This is a genomic window from Huaxiibacter chinensis, assembly GCF_022171985.1.
Classification (GTDB): domain Bacteria; phylum Pseudomonadota; class Gammaproteobacteria; order Enterobacterales; family Enterobacteriaceae; genus Enterobacter; species Enterobacter chinensis_A.
Window position 1 is genome coordinate 1 of the sequence record NZ_JAJVHF010000019.1, and the last position, 14574, is coordinate 14574.

A 14574-nucleotide genomic window follows, 5' to 3' on the forward strand; every position below is an offset into this window, starting at 1 on the left:
ATACCGGTGGCATAATTTTTGAAGTAAAACACGGTGGCTATCAACCCGTGGCTGCCGATGACTATGCGCACTGGGCTCCAGCGGAAGGAGAACCAGGAACCACGGAGCTTATGGCCTGGTATGCGCAAGCGCAGGTGGGCGACAGCACTTTTGCCGTCTAAGGCGATAAACAAAAACGGAATGAGTTTCCCCATTCCGTTTCCGCTATTACAAACCGTCGGTGACGATTTTAGCCGCCGACGCTAATACATCGCGACGGCTTTCTGCCTTAGGTTGAGGCTGGGTGAAGTAAGTGACCAGAATCAGCGGCGCACGATCTTTTGGCCAGATCACCGCGATATCGTTGGTGGTGCCATAGTCACCGCTGCCGGTTTTATCCCCCACAACCCAGGAAGCAGGCAGTCCAGCCTGAATGCTCGCTGCACCGGTGGTATTGCCTTTCATCCATGTCACCAGCTGCGCCCGTTGGCTGTCGCCCAATGCTTTACCCAGCGTCAGATTCCGCAGAGTTTGCGCCATTGCCCGAGGTGAAGTGGTATCACGCGGATCGCCCGGAATGGCGGTGTTTAACGTCGGCTCGGTACGGTCGAGACGGAACGTTTCGTCTCCCAGCTGTCGGGCGAACGCGGTGACGCTAGCCGGGCCGCCAACGTGAGCAATCAGCTTATTCATCGCCACGTTATCGCTGTACTGTAGCGCGGCCGCGCTAAGCTCAGCCAGTGACATCGTCCCATTGACGTGCTTTTCCGCAATCGGATTATAGTTAACAAGGTCAGATTTTTTGATCTCAACTCGCTGATTTAACAGATTCGGTTCGCTTTCACTTTTCTTCAGCACCGCGGCCGCGGCCATCACTTTACTGGTGCTGCACATCGCAAAGCGCTCATCAGCACGATAAAGTATTTGCGAATTATCTGCTGTGTTAATCAATGCCACACCCAGTCTGCCTCCCGACTGCCGCTCTAATTCGGCAAGTTTTTGCTGTACGTCCGCCGTTTGCGCATACAGCGGCACACTTCCTAACAACAGCGTGACGGTTGCCGTCGCCATCAGCGTGAACTGGCGCAGTGATTTTTTAACCATGGGATTCCTTATTCTGGAAGAGACGAAATAACAACAACATGAATAGTCAATATTTTACCTGAAGCGAGCCACAACGCGTCCGATTTTATGCTTCCGAAAGGCAAATACGGACGTCGCCAGAATGAAACCTAAATTCCACGTGTGTTTTTTATTAGCTTCAAAAATCACTATTTCACGAAGAATTTAGACTGCTTCTCACACATTGTAACATTATTTACAACCACCTTTCAATCATTTTTGATAAATCATTGATTTCATCTTTGCTGCAATGATACTTAATAAACTCTGCAAGTTATCCACAGAGCAACACTCAATTTTATTGATGATATTCTTATTATACCAGACATTTTTCATACACTCCCTTGTACGGATAGTTTTCCGACAACTTCATGATTACATATCTTGCGGTTTTGATTATTTTTGCTGCAAGAAATACATACTTCAAACGAAAGGTCTTTATTTGCTGTCTGTATTCTGAAGAGTCCAAGGAATCAAACTTGAACAACAAAAATAGGTTATATGAAAGCATCATCATTTGAAACACGGCTTCATTCGCCCAAAATGACTTTAGCAAGAGATGACCCACCGCCATGTCGTATTTGGCTTCTTTGATATAGTTTTCAGCATTACCACGCTTTTCATAGTATATAACTACTTTTTCAGAAAGCAAGGTAGTATTTGTTACAAAGAAAAAGTAGTCGTATTCGGAACCTTCTAAAAGTGATAATTGTGCTCTTTCTTTTTCTGGTTTCAGTACGCGAGATACGACAAATCTTCTGTCTTTTTCCCATTTAACTAATTTTGTATACAGTTCTGTAGTTTCTCTACCTTCTTCTCCTTTAACGAATACAATTGATGAATTCGTTGCTTGTGAGGTGAGTGTAGAATAACTTTTGGCTTTAATTAAATATTTGCATCCAAGAGATTCTATCGTTTCGATAATTTTTTCATCAAAGTAGCCACTATCCATTCGAAATAAAATTTCTAAATCGTCTGATTTGATGTTAGCAACAATTTCTTTGATCATTTCCGCAGCACCGTTTGCAGTGTAAGTATTGCCACTTCTTACAAATCCGGTAACATATGCTTTTAATTCGTCGCAAAATGCAAATTGGATATTGTAGCATCGGTTTCCCAGTTTCTTAGGATTATATCCTTTTGACGCACCTTCTTGATGACCTTCTACGTTAATTACACTACTATCAATATCAATCGTAATGGATGTCAATTTACTTTTAGTGAGCAGTTTTTTAAAGACTTTAAAATTAATGTCTCTAAACATTTGGGTTGTCTTGAAGTTGAAGTTTCCTAGAAACCGTGACACTGTTTCAGGTTCTTTTACGGAAATATCAAACTCGTTGACGAGGGGATCATTTTGAAGTAGCTTTAGACGTTCTAACTTATCAATGCCAATGAAGTGACCGCAGAGCATGGTCTTTATATGATTCATCTTGATTTTATTTGTTGAGTCATTATCAAATACGAGGTCATTTTCAATAAAATCAAAAATCCCATTGCTTTTTGCATTCTCAAGGAGCAGAAAAAGACCTGCATTTGATGTTAGATTCTTAGCTTTGAAATCAATTTTATTAATCATAATTAGAACCCCTTTTTACTACTTTTCTTACTATTATTTTACCATATATCGAGTCATAAAAGCTGATAATTTAACATATTTTTGAGCACTTTTCTTTCACCCAATGGGTGAAAGCTGAATTTCGAAGGAATGCATATTTATCAAGGCTTTGATTATGCTTTTTGAAGTACTGACGTAGAATCTAGGTCATATATACTTTAGATTGATTTAAAACTTCATTTTTAATTTAAAAGGATCTAGGTGAAGATCCTTTTTGATAATCTCATGACCAAAATCCCTTAACGTGAGTTTTCGTTCCACTGAGCGTCAGACCCCTTTTACCGGGAATCCCGGTAGGCGTCACAGATCCTCTGTGATGCGTAGCGGGATTGAACAACCGAAGGGCGTTAGTTCCCTTGACCTACTCAAACAAGGCTCTCTGCGCGTCTCTGAAGCGCTCTATGCGGCTCTTGTAGCTGTCACACTCTGCCTGTACTTTCCTGAGTTCTGCCCTCAGTGATGCAATCTCGTCGCATAACGCCCTGTGCTGCATCAGGCATTTGAGCATGGTCTGTGATCGGGTTTTCTCGCCGATACGCAGTCCTACAGCGTCCAGCTCGGCCTCGTGTACTTCCTTTGTTCTTATCGTTAGCGCCATATAAAACCTTTGATAGCAAATTTATTTTACCGGGCTGCGTCCGGGCACGCGGAACGCAATCATTTTCAAGTTGGCCAGCTCGCCGGCCGCGTCTTTTTTGCTATCACTTTTCATCTGGCCATGTTGCCGGCAGCGCAAAATCTGATAGCAAAAAAAACCTTCACATCGTCCTGCAGAACATCAGATTGATAGCAGGACGGCAAATTTATGTGCGCGTCCTGCTGATCGGTCAGTCATACACAAAGAAAATCGGACCTCTGAAAATACTCTCATAGGAGCGTTTCCGGTCTTCCGGCAGCGCCCGGAACGTGTCTGAGTGTTCCTCTGCAAGTTTCGCCAGTGTCCCGGTCTGTGCGATAAAGGACGGGGTAACGCTTTTTATCTCTGCGAGAATTTCACGTAATACGTTCATAGTTGCTTCCGGCAGCGGGTCTTCTTCCATCATTGCCAGGTACTCATCTATCGTCATACGGAAGCGTTCTAAATCCTCTTGCTCTTTCATGGCTCTACTCCTGTTGGCGGCGAATTTCGTTCATGGTTTCGTTATATGCGTTTTCAGTCTGCTGCTGTCCTTCCAGGGTGAGATCATAACCATGCCTTACCGCCTCTTTTCTCACGTATTCCGCATCGCTTTTATTCAGCGTGTCCAGTTTATAGAGTGCGTCTAGCAGGTTATCGAGGCAAAACCTCTCATAGATTTCGTAATGACAACCGCAGCGCTTACCGGCGTCCTGACCGATACGCTTAAAAAAGGTATCGATGTGAATCCCGTCATTTTCTTTTGACCAGGGATTGCGGATAAAGCCCTCTCGGTTCTGTGATGATCGAATCATAGTTACCCCCTCAAACGACCGAATTTGCCGAGAATTTTTGATACGTGCGCCGGGTCAGCAGCCGGACAGCTATTTAACTTGTCCTGGCGTTTTTTTAAGGTTTTCCACGGATCGAACCCATGCCGCCCGATTTTTTTTATGGAAAAGAAGTAGGAGATAACCGGTTCACACGCCTTGCTGTGCTCGCCGTACAGCTTTTCACTCATGCACATAAAAACCGTGCAGGGATCTTTGGGCTGAATCTGCATGTCTTCTAAAGCCTGCTCCTGCTCATCTGCGTAATCGTCGTACTCATCGGCAGCGTGGCTTAACGGAGAAAAAAGGGCAGCAGCCAGAGCCGCACATAAAAAAGCGTATTTCATTTAGCCTCCCAAAAGAGCCATGATTTTTTTGACATAAAGCTGCGTTTCCTTGAAAGGAGGAATGCCGCCGTATTTGTCTACGTTGGTTTCTCCGGCGTTGTACGCTGCAAGCGCCAGCTCCAGATCGTTGTATTTGGTTAAAAGATGCGAGAGGTAGCCCATGCCCGTTTTGACGTTCTGATCCGGGTCGTAAGGGTCTACACCTTGCTTGTCGGTATGTATCGGCATGAGCTGCATCAGCCCTTTTGCCCCCGCAGAGCTGATAGCTTTCGGGTTGAAATTGGACTCCACCTGAATCAGGGCGCGGATCAGGACTTCACTGACGCCGTACTGTGCAGCGTACTTTTTAATAATGGCGTCAATATCGCCGGGAACATCTCGCTTAACCCCGTTAACGACAGGATGTTTAACAACCTCCTGGATTTCGCGCACTACCGCTTTCTGTACGACTGCCAAATCGCTTAGATCGCGGGTTTTGCCCCATGCACGCTGCATAGCTGTAGTCCATTCAGCAGACGCCTGTTCCTGATCGCCTTGCTCAGAGAGGGCAGCAGCGGCTACAGCAGGGCGGGAAGAATCAGCTTTCTCGCCGTACAGCGATGAATAGATAGCTTCTGCGTCACTATTACCGGCAGCCCATACAGGGCTGCCAGCAGACAGAAGCAACGTTATCAGCAGCGTTGCTTTTTTCATGGCGCAATATCCGGGGCGGTTACGTTCTTTTGACGAACGGGTTCATTACCCAGGCTTACCGGAACGGTGAGATCACGGTAAACCACGTTGCGCTGCGAGAGCTGGAAAAGCTGACCGCTACCGCCCTGAAATTTCTGAGTTGTACACCCAGCCAGCAGAAGCAGGGAAAGCACAATGAGAGCTGATTTTTTCATGACAGTTACCTATTTTTGGAAAGACACCAGGTGATGCGCGTGATCAACGACAACGCTGTGATCAAGCCCGACAAGCATCTGAAGGGCATCGAGAACCGGCATAGTGCGGTGTACTTTAGCGATCGGGGGAATCGGCTTATCGACCAGCAGCGCCGCCTCTCGCGGTGCAGGGTAGCGGGTCACCAGGCGATAACCGGTAGGCTCAAGCAGGTATTCAACGGCCTGACGAACGGTCTGCACGTCTTCAGGCCATACGGTACGCATATAGACGGTAAGCGGATCGACGTAATTCCAGCGCGGGTCTTTAGCGTTAGCCGCAATATTGCCGCCAGGGGTGAAAGGACCGTTTACATTTACGTCATAGCCGTACTGAGCGCCGCGGTTAACGGTGCTTTCCTGCGTCACACGATAAACCGGCTTTGCCTCTGTAACGCGGCTGCTGCTAAATGGGTTGCTGGCTGCGCTGGCGGTAAAGGAAAGAGCCAGCGCACAGGCTACGGTCAGAGATTTAGTTAACATAGCTTTCATAAAGCATCTTCCACGGTTTAATAAACATTTCATCTTCAGTAATGATGCGAATCGGCGCACCGGCATGAATGGTGGCGGTTGGCACTACCTGGAGATATTTCTGAGCGATACTGTTCGACTGCTGACGCGCACCCTCACCGAAATTACCGGCGAAAGACTCATTACCGTCGCCCGTTCCTTCATAACTGGTCTTCGTCCCGATCAGGGCGTAGGCCGTGACACCGAGAATCTGAGCGGTAACGTGATAGTCCACTTCATCCGCTTCAACCGCTGGCGTACCCATACGATCAAGGACGCTGGCCTTCCGAAAATCGATACGCTTACCATCCGGCAGAACCAGCCAGCGCACAGTAAAGGCAAGGCGGTTTTGCAGCATTTCATTAACGTTGGAAGCCTTCACAACCTTGATTAACAACTGGCTTCCCTTCGGGGCCAGGATGTAGGATTTAGTGGCATCGTAAATGTCATTCGTGACCATCGCTTTCATCGTGCCGCCGGTATAGTCAGAAATAGCCGTATAGGTCGTGATAGCGTTGATTTCAGCACCAACCGGCAGCTTCACCTTTCCTTCAGTGCTGGCTTTATATTCGTTGTCTGCTGAGTAACCTACAATGTCCTCCGGTACAGTTGCGCCGCCCTGAGTACCGCCAAAATCGCCGCGCATACCTGAACCACCGTTAGCCGCGCTGCTGCTACCACCTGCACCCGCTTCAGCTCGTTGTGCATCAACGTCTCTCCGGGCTGCTGCAAGGTTTTGACGCGCTTCTTCATCCCCGTTTGCGGCCTGCGCCTCCATCATTTTGATTCGGCTCTGAAGCTGGCTTTGTACCTGGTCAATCTGCGCAATCCGGCTGGCGTTATCATCCTTGTTACCGCGTAACGACCGCGACGAACCAGACGACGCCCCAGGCGCACTGTACGGGCTTACTGAAGATGATGAGCCTACCGCGCTACCGGTGTCGCTGTAGCGTGTCTGACGGGCTTTAAGCGCACGCAGAACTTCTTCAGCTTCAAACCGGCGCTTGGCTTCAGACACAAGATCTTTTCCACCGCCAGAGCCCTGGCTTGATTCACCGTCTGCGCCGCCGTCCGTCCCTTCAGACTGTGCCGCTTTCGACGGCAGTTTTACGCCGTCATAAGGGCTTTTCGCAGCGGGGGCGCTGGCTTTTTTATCCAGCTCCTTTTGACGCGCATCGAGCAGGCTTTTAAAGCGATCAGGATCGTTGTTTGCCGTGTCGCCCTGTGTGGCTGCTGGCTTATCCTGTTTGTTTCCCTCTGTGTCGTCTTTCTTCTGACTGAGGCTGTAAAACATATTGATGGTGAGAAGCAGCGCGATTACCCCTATTAAAATCAGTAGGTACATCTGCCCCTTTTTTTTGTAGGTAGCGGGTTTTTCATCTACCCGGTTTTGGCGTTCTTCCATCTTAGGATTCCCCGTTAGTCGCATTGTCGGCGCGGGTGACTTCCAGCTTCACGCCATCAAGCGTTAAGGTAAATTTCGGGTAAATGCCGGACATGCTGTAGATCGCATAGGCATCGTCATAATCGGTCGGCACTATCGCAGGTTTACCGCCCACTTCAGCCTGCACAGCCATTAACCCGCGATTTGGGTTAGTGAGACGGATATAGGTAAAGCGCCCGTCGTCGTACACGTCTGCAATGACGTTTTTACCGGCAAAGCCTTTACCGGTAGACCAGTTGTAGCGGGTGAAAATGTGATAGCGGTACTTGCGCAGTGCTTCCACTACGGCTGTCCGTTTGTTCTGGTCAGCGTCAAGGCGCGCTTCGTTGAGCTGCTCACGCAGTGCGCTCGCCTGTTCCGCTGCGGCGGCATTACCAGCACCCATTGAATAGGAGTTAATCGCGCTGCGGTCTGAACGGCTCAGAATGTTGCCGCCACGGATCACAACACAGGGCTGATTAGCCCCAGATGCTACGCGGGTTCCTTCAATGTCCAGCGCCTGTCCGTTTGTCAGGAAAACGGTCGCCATAGTTTTCTCGCCGCCAGGTTGGTCAGAAGTAGGGCGAATAAGAACCTGGTTTGCTGCGCCGTCAACGTCCCACAGAGTGTTACTGTTCTTGGGTTGCTGAGTAACAATCTGCGTCCCCTCCGGGAGCTGGACGCGCGTACCGAGGTACAGCGCAGAGTTCACGCGCAGTACCATGTTTTCCTTCCAGTTGACCATGCGGCACTGCTCGGCCTGGGCATTTGAGTAGGCAAAGGCGCTCAGGACTAAAGCCGTTACAGAGAGAGTGTTTTTGAGTTTCATCGTCTTACCTGTCAATTTCATCTTTGGTTAAAATTTCAATGCCCAGCGGATTAAGGCGCAGCCAGCCATCGCTTTTTTTGCTGATTTCACTTCTGTCGAGCAACGTCCAGGTAATGCGCTGCATCTTCTGAACCGGCGGTTTTTTCGTGCCGTCTGCTTTATATTCTTCTTCGTTCCAGGTGATGGTTGTACGTATCACCGGCTTTTTCGTGCCTGAGAAATCCCCTTCGATTTGGTCATAATGGTCAAACCGAACATTGGTTATGTCTTTTCTTGGCTTACTGTCCGGTTTATCCGCGATATCAGATGCAACCTGAATCGCATAAAAACCATCTTTGCTTGTGAAATCGGCAAACAGTTTATCGCCCAGGAAAACACCGGCTTCCGCATAGTCGCGCTTGATAGTTTCAGCATGAACCTGATAGCGGGACTTAATATAGTGATCAAGTCCGGCGTTAATAGTCCTGATAAATACTGGCTGCTCATCTTCAGGTTTAAAATTGCTGACTTCATTGCTTCCATTGGGAAGTAACTTAACCCACACCACCTCACGCGTATTTTTCGCGTTTTCAACCGCCACACCAGAGCGATAAACAGACCAGCTATTTACCAGCACCATAAAGACAAGACCGACAAGTAAATAGGTTCTCTCTGTCTTCAAAACTGCAAACTTAGTCTTATCAGCAGTGCGGTTTTGTTTTTCAATCGTACTTTTATCTACAGGCATATTATCCTACCTAAATGACCAGTTTAATTGCTTTGACTGCGAGAGCCTTAGCGCCATTACTTGCTGCACCGCTAGCACTTCCGACACCTGAAGCCAGTTGTTTAGCAAAAGCGAAAGAACTAAGAACCAGGACGCAGGCCATAATCCCGAACACAATAAGAGCAATCAAAAGCTCAATATTATCCATAGTGATAACGATAGGAGCTGTTACGTTGTAATTCCCGTCCATAAAACTTTTCCCTGGATTCTCAAAGGAGCCAGCCGCGTTAATTGAAGCCTTCATAATAAGCATTGCCAGCAAGCACGTTAGCCTTAAAATGATTCCGCAAATCCCCCAACCGATAAAGAACTGAAACCATCCATCAAATATTTTCCGCGTCCACGGCGCAATGACAAACGGGATAAAAAGAACACCAATCATCTGAGCAAGCGAGATACCGAGCGTCGCGTACACGTCTGACAGATAGAAGCAGAACTGTAAAATGACTGACACTATTCCCCACAACGCTGCCATGAGCCACATCCAGATAGAGTCTGTAAAACCTACGTCTGGAGCCTGTATAGCCTGAAGCAAGGTGCGATCTATGAAGTCAGAAAGAAACATCTTGTCTCTTGATCCAATAGTCAGGTACTGGAATTCTTCCTGAACCTCGATGAATATATGTTTAATGACTTCCGTTACACTGAAATAGCTGGCAATAAATGCCATTGTGCCAAACCAGATAATGATAAGGGTTGCGATACTAACCCAATCCACGTCACCACCAATGAATTTTACAACCTCAATTACAAGGCACGTAAAAAGCAGAAATGTAGCAACAGCCATAACGAGACGGAAAATATTACTACCGTTCGAGGATAATATTGCGCTGACATATTCGCCAATATTCTGATCTATATTAGCGACAAGTACGTTCGTACCAGCAAAGGCCGGGAACGCAGCAAACAGCGCCGCAAAAATAATCAAGCAGGTTTGTTTAGACAAAGGAATCTCCTTACGGCTAGCCGTAATTTTTTCTAAAACGCCGCTTAATTAATTAAGCGATGCGCCGACATACATTTTTGCCGTATAAATATCCGGCATGGATTGATCAAGCCTGTATGACATAATCCATTTAATCTCAGACTCAATCTGGCGCTGAGTGATTTTTCCGTCCCACGACGCAGAACTCTGTCCATCCAGCTTGTCATATAAAGCAACAAGCTCTTTGACCTTGTTTTTTGCCTGTGCCTTATTCAGCGAACCATACTGACTCTTTGAATAAGACACACTGCCACGGTTGGGTACTTCATCACTCGCTTTTGATTTGGCTTCCAGAAGACAACTTACTTTGTTATTTGCTGTGCATGATTTCTTATATTTAGCAACAAGTGCCTTATGTTTCTGGTCAATCTCCTTTTGTGCCGGGTCAATATAATTACTGGCAGCTACTGCGTTAGCTGACAGTAAAATCATAGACAGTGAAACAATCAGGATATGCGGCTTCATTAGTTGCCCTCTTTGTAAGCTTTGGACATGGCTTTTTCGCGGCGTTCGCGGGCTTTTGCCATGTTGTTGAAATAGTCGTTTGCGATCTGATTCGACATTTTGAACTCAGTATTTTTCTGAGCCTGCATTTCGAGATTTTGATCAATAATCATCTGATTCTGGCGAGCCATAAGCTGCTGTGTTGCAAGCGCATCGTTATCACCTAAATCATCCAGTGCCGAACCCAGCTCGTCGGCGCGTTTGGTCTGCTCAATCAGTGACTCGTCAGTTTTACGGCTGGCAAGATCCTGACGGACAGCACCCTCAGCTTTGCGTTTCCGGTACTGGAAGATTTCTTTGGCGCGCTCCCTGTCGTTAGCGGTATAAGGAATTTCAGAGTTCATCTGAGACCATTCCTCATCAGACATGCCCCAGCCGTTGAGCAATTTATTACGTTCAACCGCATCATCCCACGGCTGATCGCCAACATGTGCATCATCCCCTCTGGAGTAGCGCGGATCGTACATATCAATCTGCTTCAGACGGTTCAGGAACGTCTCCAGATTCTGTCCCTGAAGCGTCGCTTTCAGGCGCTGTGCTTCACGTAATACCTGCTTATAGTCGGTCAGCATCTGGTCATAGTCTTTATAGGCTTGCAGAAGCTGACTGTTACTGAGTCCGGTCTGTTGCAGGTACTGGTCATAGTTACGCAGTCCCTGCGACAGCTCGCGTATCTGACCTGCAATCTGTGCGCCGTCCATGACAGGAACGCCAATAGCGAAAGCCTGACCGCTTAAAACGGCTGAGATTAGGAGTGCTAAAAGGCAACGTTTCATTGGTAAATGACCTCTTCTTCATCAGTATCTTCTACCGGCGTTTTTGGCAGTTTCAGCGTTGCCAAAATTTCGTCAATGGCGGCGTCAATGTCGTCATGTTTCTGATAGGTACGCTCCGCAAGCGCGGCTTCATGCGCTGTAGAAGTACATATAACGTACTGTTCAGCTTCGACAATCAGATTCACGACCTTAGCAATTTGCAGGTCTGGAATGATGATGTACGCCTGTTGCTTAGGCTTCATTGTGCGGATGATCTCGACTTCTTCAGGGTCGAGGTCGAAAGCTTTTACGTAAGTCTCAGTAATTGCTTCCTGATCGGGCATAAATACAAATACTGAGGCAGATGAACGCAGCGTCTGCCATTCGTCGAGGTTGCTGTAGTGCTCAGGGTTCTGTGTCCAGAAGCCCATACCGCCGCCATGTTTAAACCAGGTACGTGCTTTAGCAATCGCCCAGTCAGCAGCACCCGGAACCGAGAGCGTATATTGTGCTTCGTCAATATCCATGAATTTAGGAGTTTCACGATATTTGGCTGATTCGAACAGGCGCACAGTACGGAAAAAGATCTCATGTTGCAGGAGCTGCGCGAGCTGCTTTTTGTCCTTCACAGAGGCGAGGTTATAAACTGATACCGGGCGATCAAGCTTCCCGATAGCATCATCCTCATTGTCAAAAAGTCGTGCGTAATAACCATCGCCATAGAACGACGCCATCTTATTTTGTATAGAGGACGGGCATTTAGACATAAGCGTTTCAAGACGGTTAACAGACAAGCGCCCTTCAATGCCTGAGTATTCCTGGTGCAGTAATCCCTGTACGGCAATAGAAAGATCTTTGGTTTCTTCAGTTGATAGCGTGCGGTCTTCTTCACGGTCATTGAATTGCAGCATCAGCTTAATCTGCTCAATGACGTGAATAATAAATTCGCTGTCGTTATCACTTTCGGCAGTCGAAAACGTGTTCATACCGGCTTTTAGCTGGTCTGAAAGGGTAAATGCGGCTCCATCTCCCTGGAAGAAGTTGGCTAAAGGAATGGTTCCCTGATCAACGTCGAGCGAACTGTAGATACCGCCAATCTTGGTGAAATGAGAGGCTATTGTATTTTTGAAGAAAGACTTACCGGTACGGGTTGGCCCCACACCTATAACCAGGCTTTTCTCGCCGATTACCTGCGTGAAATAGAAAGGAACGCCGTCGTCAGATTCCAGAATGTAAATAGCTTCTTCATCTTCCATGCCTTTCTTCCAGCGTTTAATGCCCTGATGAGAACGGAAAAACAGGGAAGCCGCGCCAGCCTGAGACGTGTTAAAAGTCAGCGTCCTGAAAGTGGATTTTGCATAGCCTGGCTGCATGGCAAAGTAAGCAGTTTCAAGGCCTGCACCTTCCCACACCAGGGTCATATTGTTACTGAGAATCCCGTCCAGCGCCTTTGAGGAATTAATAAGTGCCTGAGGGTCAGTATCAAATACGGCGACACATGACACGAAGTAGCCGAGTCTGTCAGCCGAGTAAGTCGCCTCAGACAACTCATCTTGCATGGCCTGAAGGTGAGGATTAGCCTTGATTTTGCCTTCCAGACGTTCCGCACCAATTTTGTTAGACATTAAGTCTGTAAGCTTAATCTGGTTACGAACCAGCTCGTTTTCCTTTGCTGCAATGATCAGGCTGCGCTTAAAGGATGAGGCCGGAGCGTAACGGGTAAAGTAGACATAGTTACCTTTAGCCATGACCGGCGCTTTACCGCTTTCCTTGACCGACCAGACCGCCTCCGGGACATGCTCTTTACCGAATTGCGTCACACTTGCGATACGCAGATAAACCGGCTGTGCACCGTCGATTTTGAGCATGGGAACGCCATTGAACATCACGTTCGTGATGTTTTCACCGTCCAGCGCAAAGTGATCCCAATCCTCTACAGGTAACGGTGTTGGCTTATTGGTCATGTAGCGAGGATTGAAGTTAGCCAGGAATTTTTGCAGCTTCCAGATACCCTCAGCGCCTAATTCTTCATTTTCAGGCGAAAAGAAAGACAGACGGAGCTGTAAGTCGTTCAGGGTATCTTTGAGTTTACGGCACTGTTTCTCAAACTCCTCTATTTCCACTTTAAAGGCATCACGCTCTTTAAAGACAAGGCCGATGCGCTTACGGGCGTCTTCATCAAACACACCGTTAAAAAGGTTTTTGAAAAATGTAGTCGAGAAAATACTGTTCAGGTCTTCATCCGGGCTGACCTCGATCAACCAGAAAAGACGGGAATCGTTGAGGTTCCTCACTTTATTGAGGAATGATTGCCTACGTTTTGATAAAAGCTGGCTACGCGGATTTTCACGCGCTGCCAGCTTTACCTTAGCGCCTTCAAAGTGAACATAGTATTGCGACAGCGTAACGTTAGCCGGTAACAACTGGATAACGTTGCGAATGAGCAGACTGATAGTCTTGCGCATTGATTCAGTCACCGATGAAGGGTCTAAGCCCTGAAGGGACAGACCACCAATCACAGAGCCAGTATAGGTAAAGGCAACATCGTTTTCGTGACCAGCTAATGCAAGCTGTTCGTTATACTGTCCTGAAGGCATAAGGATCGTTCTCCGTTACTTTTGAAGCGAGGCGATAACCAGCGCAATGTTGAACAGGATGATGCCGCCCGCCGCGCATCGAGCCATTAAGCCCATTGCCTGACCAGAATTTTTGGGAACCAGAATCCAGAGGGCAACCGCGACACAGGCAGACAGAAACACGATAAGCAGGACACCGGCACCGCTGACAGCATCTACAATTGACTGGAAGAACTGAATGCCTTTGTTGAGCCAGTCAAGATCGGAAGAAGGCAGCGTTACTTCGTTGTTAGCCGCCATTGCTTGTTGCGTCGCCAGCATCGCAGAAACCGTAATCAGTGCGGTCTTTGCGCGCTGGAAATTCGCAGAAATTTTACTTAACGCGTTGTGAATCATGTACATTACCCTTAGTTGGATTTAACGAAATAAAACGGACTTTGCGAACTTTGGTTTTGCTGTTGTTCATATTTCCTGAGCCAAAAATGACTTTGCGCCAGACAATATGAGCATCACGATCTTCACGGTGAATGAGGTACATAGGCATGACCGTAACGACCGCGAACAGAGCCATGCCCAATCCTGAAAAAATGCTCCAGTATTTGATGGCAAGGAATAGCGCGAAAAGATTTACCAGGAGCAGCACAAGCACCATCTCCTGCGGCAGCCCCCACTTCTCACGGCGGGAGTTGAAAACTCGCGAGTTTTTCAGGTTTGGGTTGAGTTCAGTCTTTGTGTCTTGCATGTCTTATGTAAACCATTCACTATTACATAATGAATTTATAGCATCGAAC

17 protein-coding genes and 1 pseudogene are annotated in these 14574 nt (G+C 47.4%); 1 reads left to right on the top strand and 17 read right to left on the bottom strand.

Annotation, left to right across the window (positions count from 1 at the left end):
- A pseudogene (locus LZP96_RS22290) lies at positions 1-161 on the top strand (WbuC family cupin fold metalloprotein); the annotation flags it as partial.
- Between the two features lie 46 nt (positions 162-207).
- Here the strand turns inward: LZP96_RS22290 and LZP96_RS22295 are convergent.
- The 17 genes from LZP96_RS22295 to LZP96_RS22375 all read right to left on the bottom strand — a co-directional run bounded on the left by LZP96_RS22295 (position 208) and on the right by LZP96_RS22375 (position 14525).
- Complete coding sequence (locus tag LZP96_RS22295; protein ID WP_011091028.1) at positions 208-1083, bottom strand: extended-spectrum class A beta-lactamase CTX-M-3; 876 nt, start codon at positions 1081-1083, stop codon at positions 208-210.
- 334 nt (positions 1084-1417) lie between these two features.
- Positions 1418-2680, bottom strand: coding sequence for an IS1380-like element ISEcp1 family transposase (locus LZP96_RS22300; protein ID WP_000608644.1), 1263 nt, complete (start codon positions 2678-2680; stop codon positions 1418-1420).
- Between the two features lie 866 nt (positions 2681-3546).
- On the bottom strand, positions 3547-3819 hold the full coding sequence (locus LZP96_RS22305) for a hypothetical protein (RefSeq protein ID WP_053389840.1): 273 nt from the start codon (positions 3817-3819) through the stop codon (positions 3547-3549).
- Positions 3820-3823: 4 nt separating this feature from the next.
- A complete protein-coding gene (locus tag LZP96_RS22310) occupies positions 3824-4150 on the bottom strand; it encodes a hypothetical protein (protein WP_053389841.1) in 327 nt (108 codons plus the stop codon).
- Between the two features lie 2 nt (positions 4151-4152).
- Positions 4153-4512: a TrbM/KikA/MpfK family conjugal transfer protein gene (locus tag LZP96_RS22315; protein ID WP_108193612.1), complete on the bottom strand. Its 360-nt coding sequence runs from the start codon at positions 4510-4512 to the stop codon at positions 4153-4155.
- Positions 4513-5205: a lytic transglycosylase domain-containing protein gene (locus tag LZP96_RS22320; protein WP_053389842.1), complete on the bottom strand. Its 693-nt coding sequence runs from the start codon at positions 5203-5205 to the stop codon at positions 4513-4515. It abuts the gene before it with no gap.
- A complete protein-coding gene (locus tag LZP96_RS22325; protein ID WP_053389843.1) occupies positions 5202-5399 on the bottom strand; it encodes a hypothetical protein in 198 nt (65 codons plus the stop codon). Before LZP96_RS22325 ends, LZP96_RS22320 begins: the two co-directional genes overlap by 4 nt.
- A gap of 9 nt (positions 5400-5408) precedes the next feature.
- Entirely contained in the window at positions 5409-5927 is a 519-nt protein-coding gene (locus LZP96_RS22330) for a pilus assembly protein PilL (protein ID WP_053389844.1), read from the bottom strand.
- Positions 5908-7350, bottom strand: coding sequence for a TraB/TrbI/VirB10 family type IV secretion system protein (locus LZP96_RS22335; protein ID WP_053389845.1), 1443 nt, complete (start codon positions 7348-7350; stop codon positions 5908-5910). The genes LZP96_RS22330 and LZP96_RS22335 overlap by 20 nt, the downstream gene beginning before the upstream one ends.
- A 1-nt stretch (position 7351) precedes the next feature.
- Positions 7352-8197, bottom strand: coding sequence for a TrbG/VirB9 family P-type conjugative transfer protein (locus LZP96_RS22340; protein ID WP_053389846.1), 846 nt, complete (start codon positions 8195-8197; stop codon positions 7352-7354).
- 4 nt (positions 8198-8201) lie between these two features.
- Complete coding sequence (locus LZP96_RS22345) at positions 8202-8924, bottom strand: hypothetical protein (protein WP_053389847.1); 723 nt, start codon at positions 8922-8924, stop codon at positions 8202-8204.
- A 10-nt stretch (positions 8925-8934) separates the two neighbouring features.
- Positions 8935-9909, bottom strand: a complete 975-nt coding sequence (locus tag LZP96_RS22350) for a conjugal transfer protein TrbL (RefSeq protein ID WP_053389848.1) — start codon at positions 9907-9909, stop codon at positions 8935-8937.
- A gap of 48 nt (positions 9910-9957) precedes the next feature.
- Positions 9958-10413, bottom strand: coding sequence for a hypothetical protein (locus LZP96_RS22355; RefSeq protein ID WP_053389849.1), 456 nt, complete (start codon positions 10411-10413; stop codon positions 9958-9960).
- The gene (locus tag LZP96_RS22360; protein ID WP_053389850.1) at positions 10413-11228 is read right to left on the bottom strand and encodes a hypothetical protein; all 816 of its coding nucleotides are present in this window, start codon (positions 11226-11228) and stop codon (positions 10413-10415) included. The genes LZP96_RS22355 and LZP96_RS22360 overlap by 1 nt, the downstream gene beginning before the upstream one ends.
- Entirely contained in the window at positions 11225-13804 is a 2580-nt protein-coding gene (locus tag LZP96_RS22365; RefSeq protein ID WP_053389851.1) for a VirB4 family type IV secretion system protein, read from the bottom strand. Before LZP96_RS22365 ends, LZP96_RS22360 begins: the two co-directional genes overlap by 4 nt.
- A 15-nt stretch (positions 13805-13819) precedes the next feature.
- A complete protein-coding gene (locus LZP96_RS22370; protein ID WP_053389852.1) occupies positions 13820-14179 on the bottom strand; it encodes a hypothetical protein in 360 nt (119 codons plus the stop codon).
- On the bottom strand, positions 14157-14525 hold the full coding sequence (locus LZP96_RS22375) for a hypothetical protein (RefSeq protein ID WP_227521351.1): 369 nt from the start codon (positions 14523-14525) through the stop codon (positions 14157-14159). The genes LZP96_RS22370 and LZP96_RS22375 overlap by 23 nt, the downstream gene beginning before the upstream one ends.
- Between the last annotated feature and the right edge of the window lie 49 nt (positions 14526-14574).

Bases quoted from the DNA above. Each gene is read 5' to 3' on its own strand.
- LZP96_RS22340 (WP_053389846.1), bottom strand. From the start codon at position 8,197: ATGAAACTCAAAAACACTCTCTCTGTAACGGCTTTAGTCCTGAGCGCC.
- LZP96_RS22360 (WP_053389850.1), bottom strand. From the start codon at position 11,228: ATGAAACGTTGCCTTTTAGCACTCCTAATCTCAGCCGTTTTAAGCGGT.
- LZP96_RS22345 (WP_053389847.1), bottom strand. From the start codon at position 8,924: ATGCCTGTAGATAAAAGTACGATTGAAAAACAAAACCGCACTGCTGAT.
- LZP96_RS22320 (WP_053389842.1), bottom strand. From the start codon at position 5,205: ATGAAAAAAGCAACGCTGCTGATAACGTTGCTTCTGTCTGCTGGCAGC.
- LZP96_RS22310 (WP_053389841.1), bottom strand. From the start codon at position 4,150: ATGATTCGATCATCACAGAACCGAGAGGGCTTTATCCGCAATCCCTGG.
- LZP96_RS22335 (WP_053389845.1), bottom strand. From the start codon at position 7,350: ATGGAAGAACGCCAAAACCGGGTAGATGAAAAACCCGCTACCTACAAA.
- LZP96_RS22365 (WP_053389851.1), bottom strand. From the start codon at position 13,804: ATGCCTTCAGGACAGTATAACGAACAGCTTGCATTAGCTGGTCACGAA.
- LZP96_RS22315 (WP_108193612.1), bottom strand. From the start codon at position 4,512: ATGAAATACGCTTTTTTATGTGCGGCTCTGGCTGCTGCCCTTTTTTCT.
- LZP96_RS22295 (WP_011091028.1), bottom strand. From the start codon at position 1,083: ATGGTTAAAAAATCACTGCGCCAGTTCACGCTGATGGCGACGGCAACC.
- LZP96_RS22305 (WP_053389840.1), bottom strand. From the start codon at position 3,819: ATGAAAGAGCAAGAGGATTTAGAACGCTTCCGTATGACGATAGATGAG.
- LZP96_RS22370 (WP_053389852.1), bottom strand. From the start codon at position 14,179: ATGATTCACAACGCGTTAAGTAAAATTTCTGCGAATTTCCAGCGCGCA.
- LZP96_RS22330 (WP_053389844.1), bottom strand. From the start codon at position 5,927: ATGAAAGCTATGTTAACTAAATCTCTGACCGTAGCCTGTGCGCTGGCT.
- LZP96_RS22375 (WP_227521351.1), bottom strand. From the start codon at position 14,525: ATGCAAGACACAAAGACTGAACTCAACCCAAACCTGAAAAACTCGCGA.
- LZP96_RS22355 (WP_053389849.1), bottom strand. From the start codon at position 10,413: ATGAAGCCGCATATCCTGATTGTTTCACTGTCTATGATTTTACTGTCA.
- LZP96_RS22300 (WP_000608644.1), bottom strand. From the start codon at position 2,680: ATGATTAATAAAATTGATTTCAAAGCTAAGAATCTAACATCAAATGCA.
- LZP96_RS22325 (WP_053389843.1), bottom strand. From the start codon at position 5,399: ATGAAAAAATCAGCTCTCATTGTGCTTTCCCTGCTTCTGCTGGCTGGG.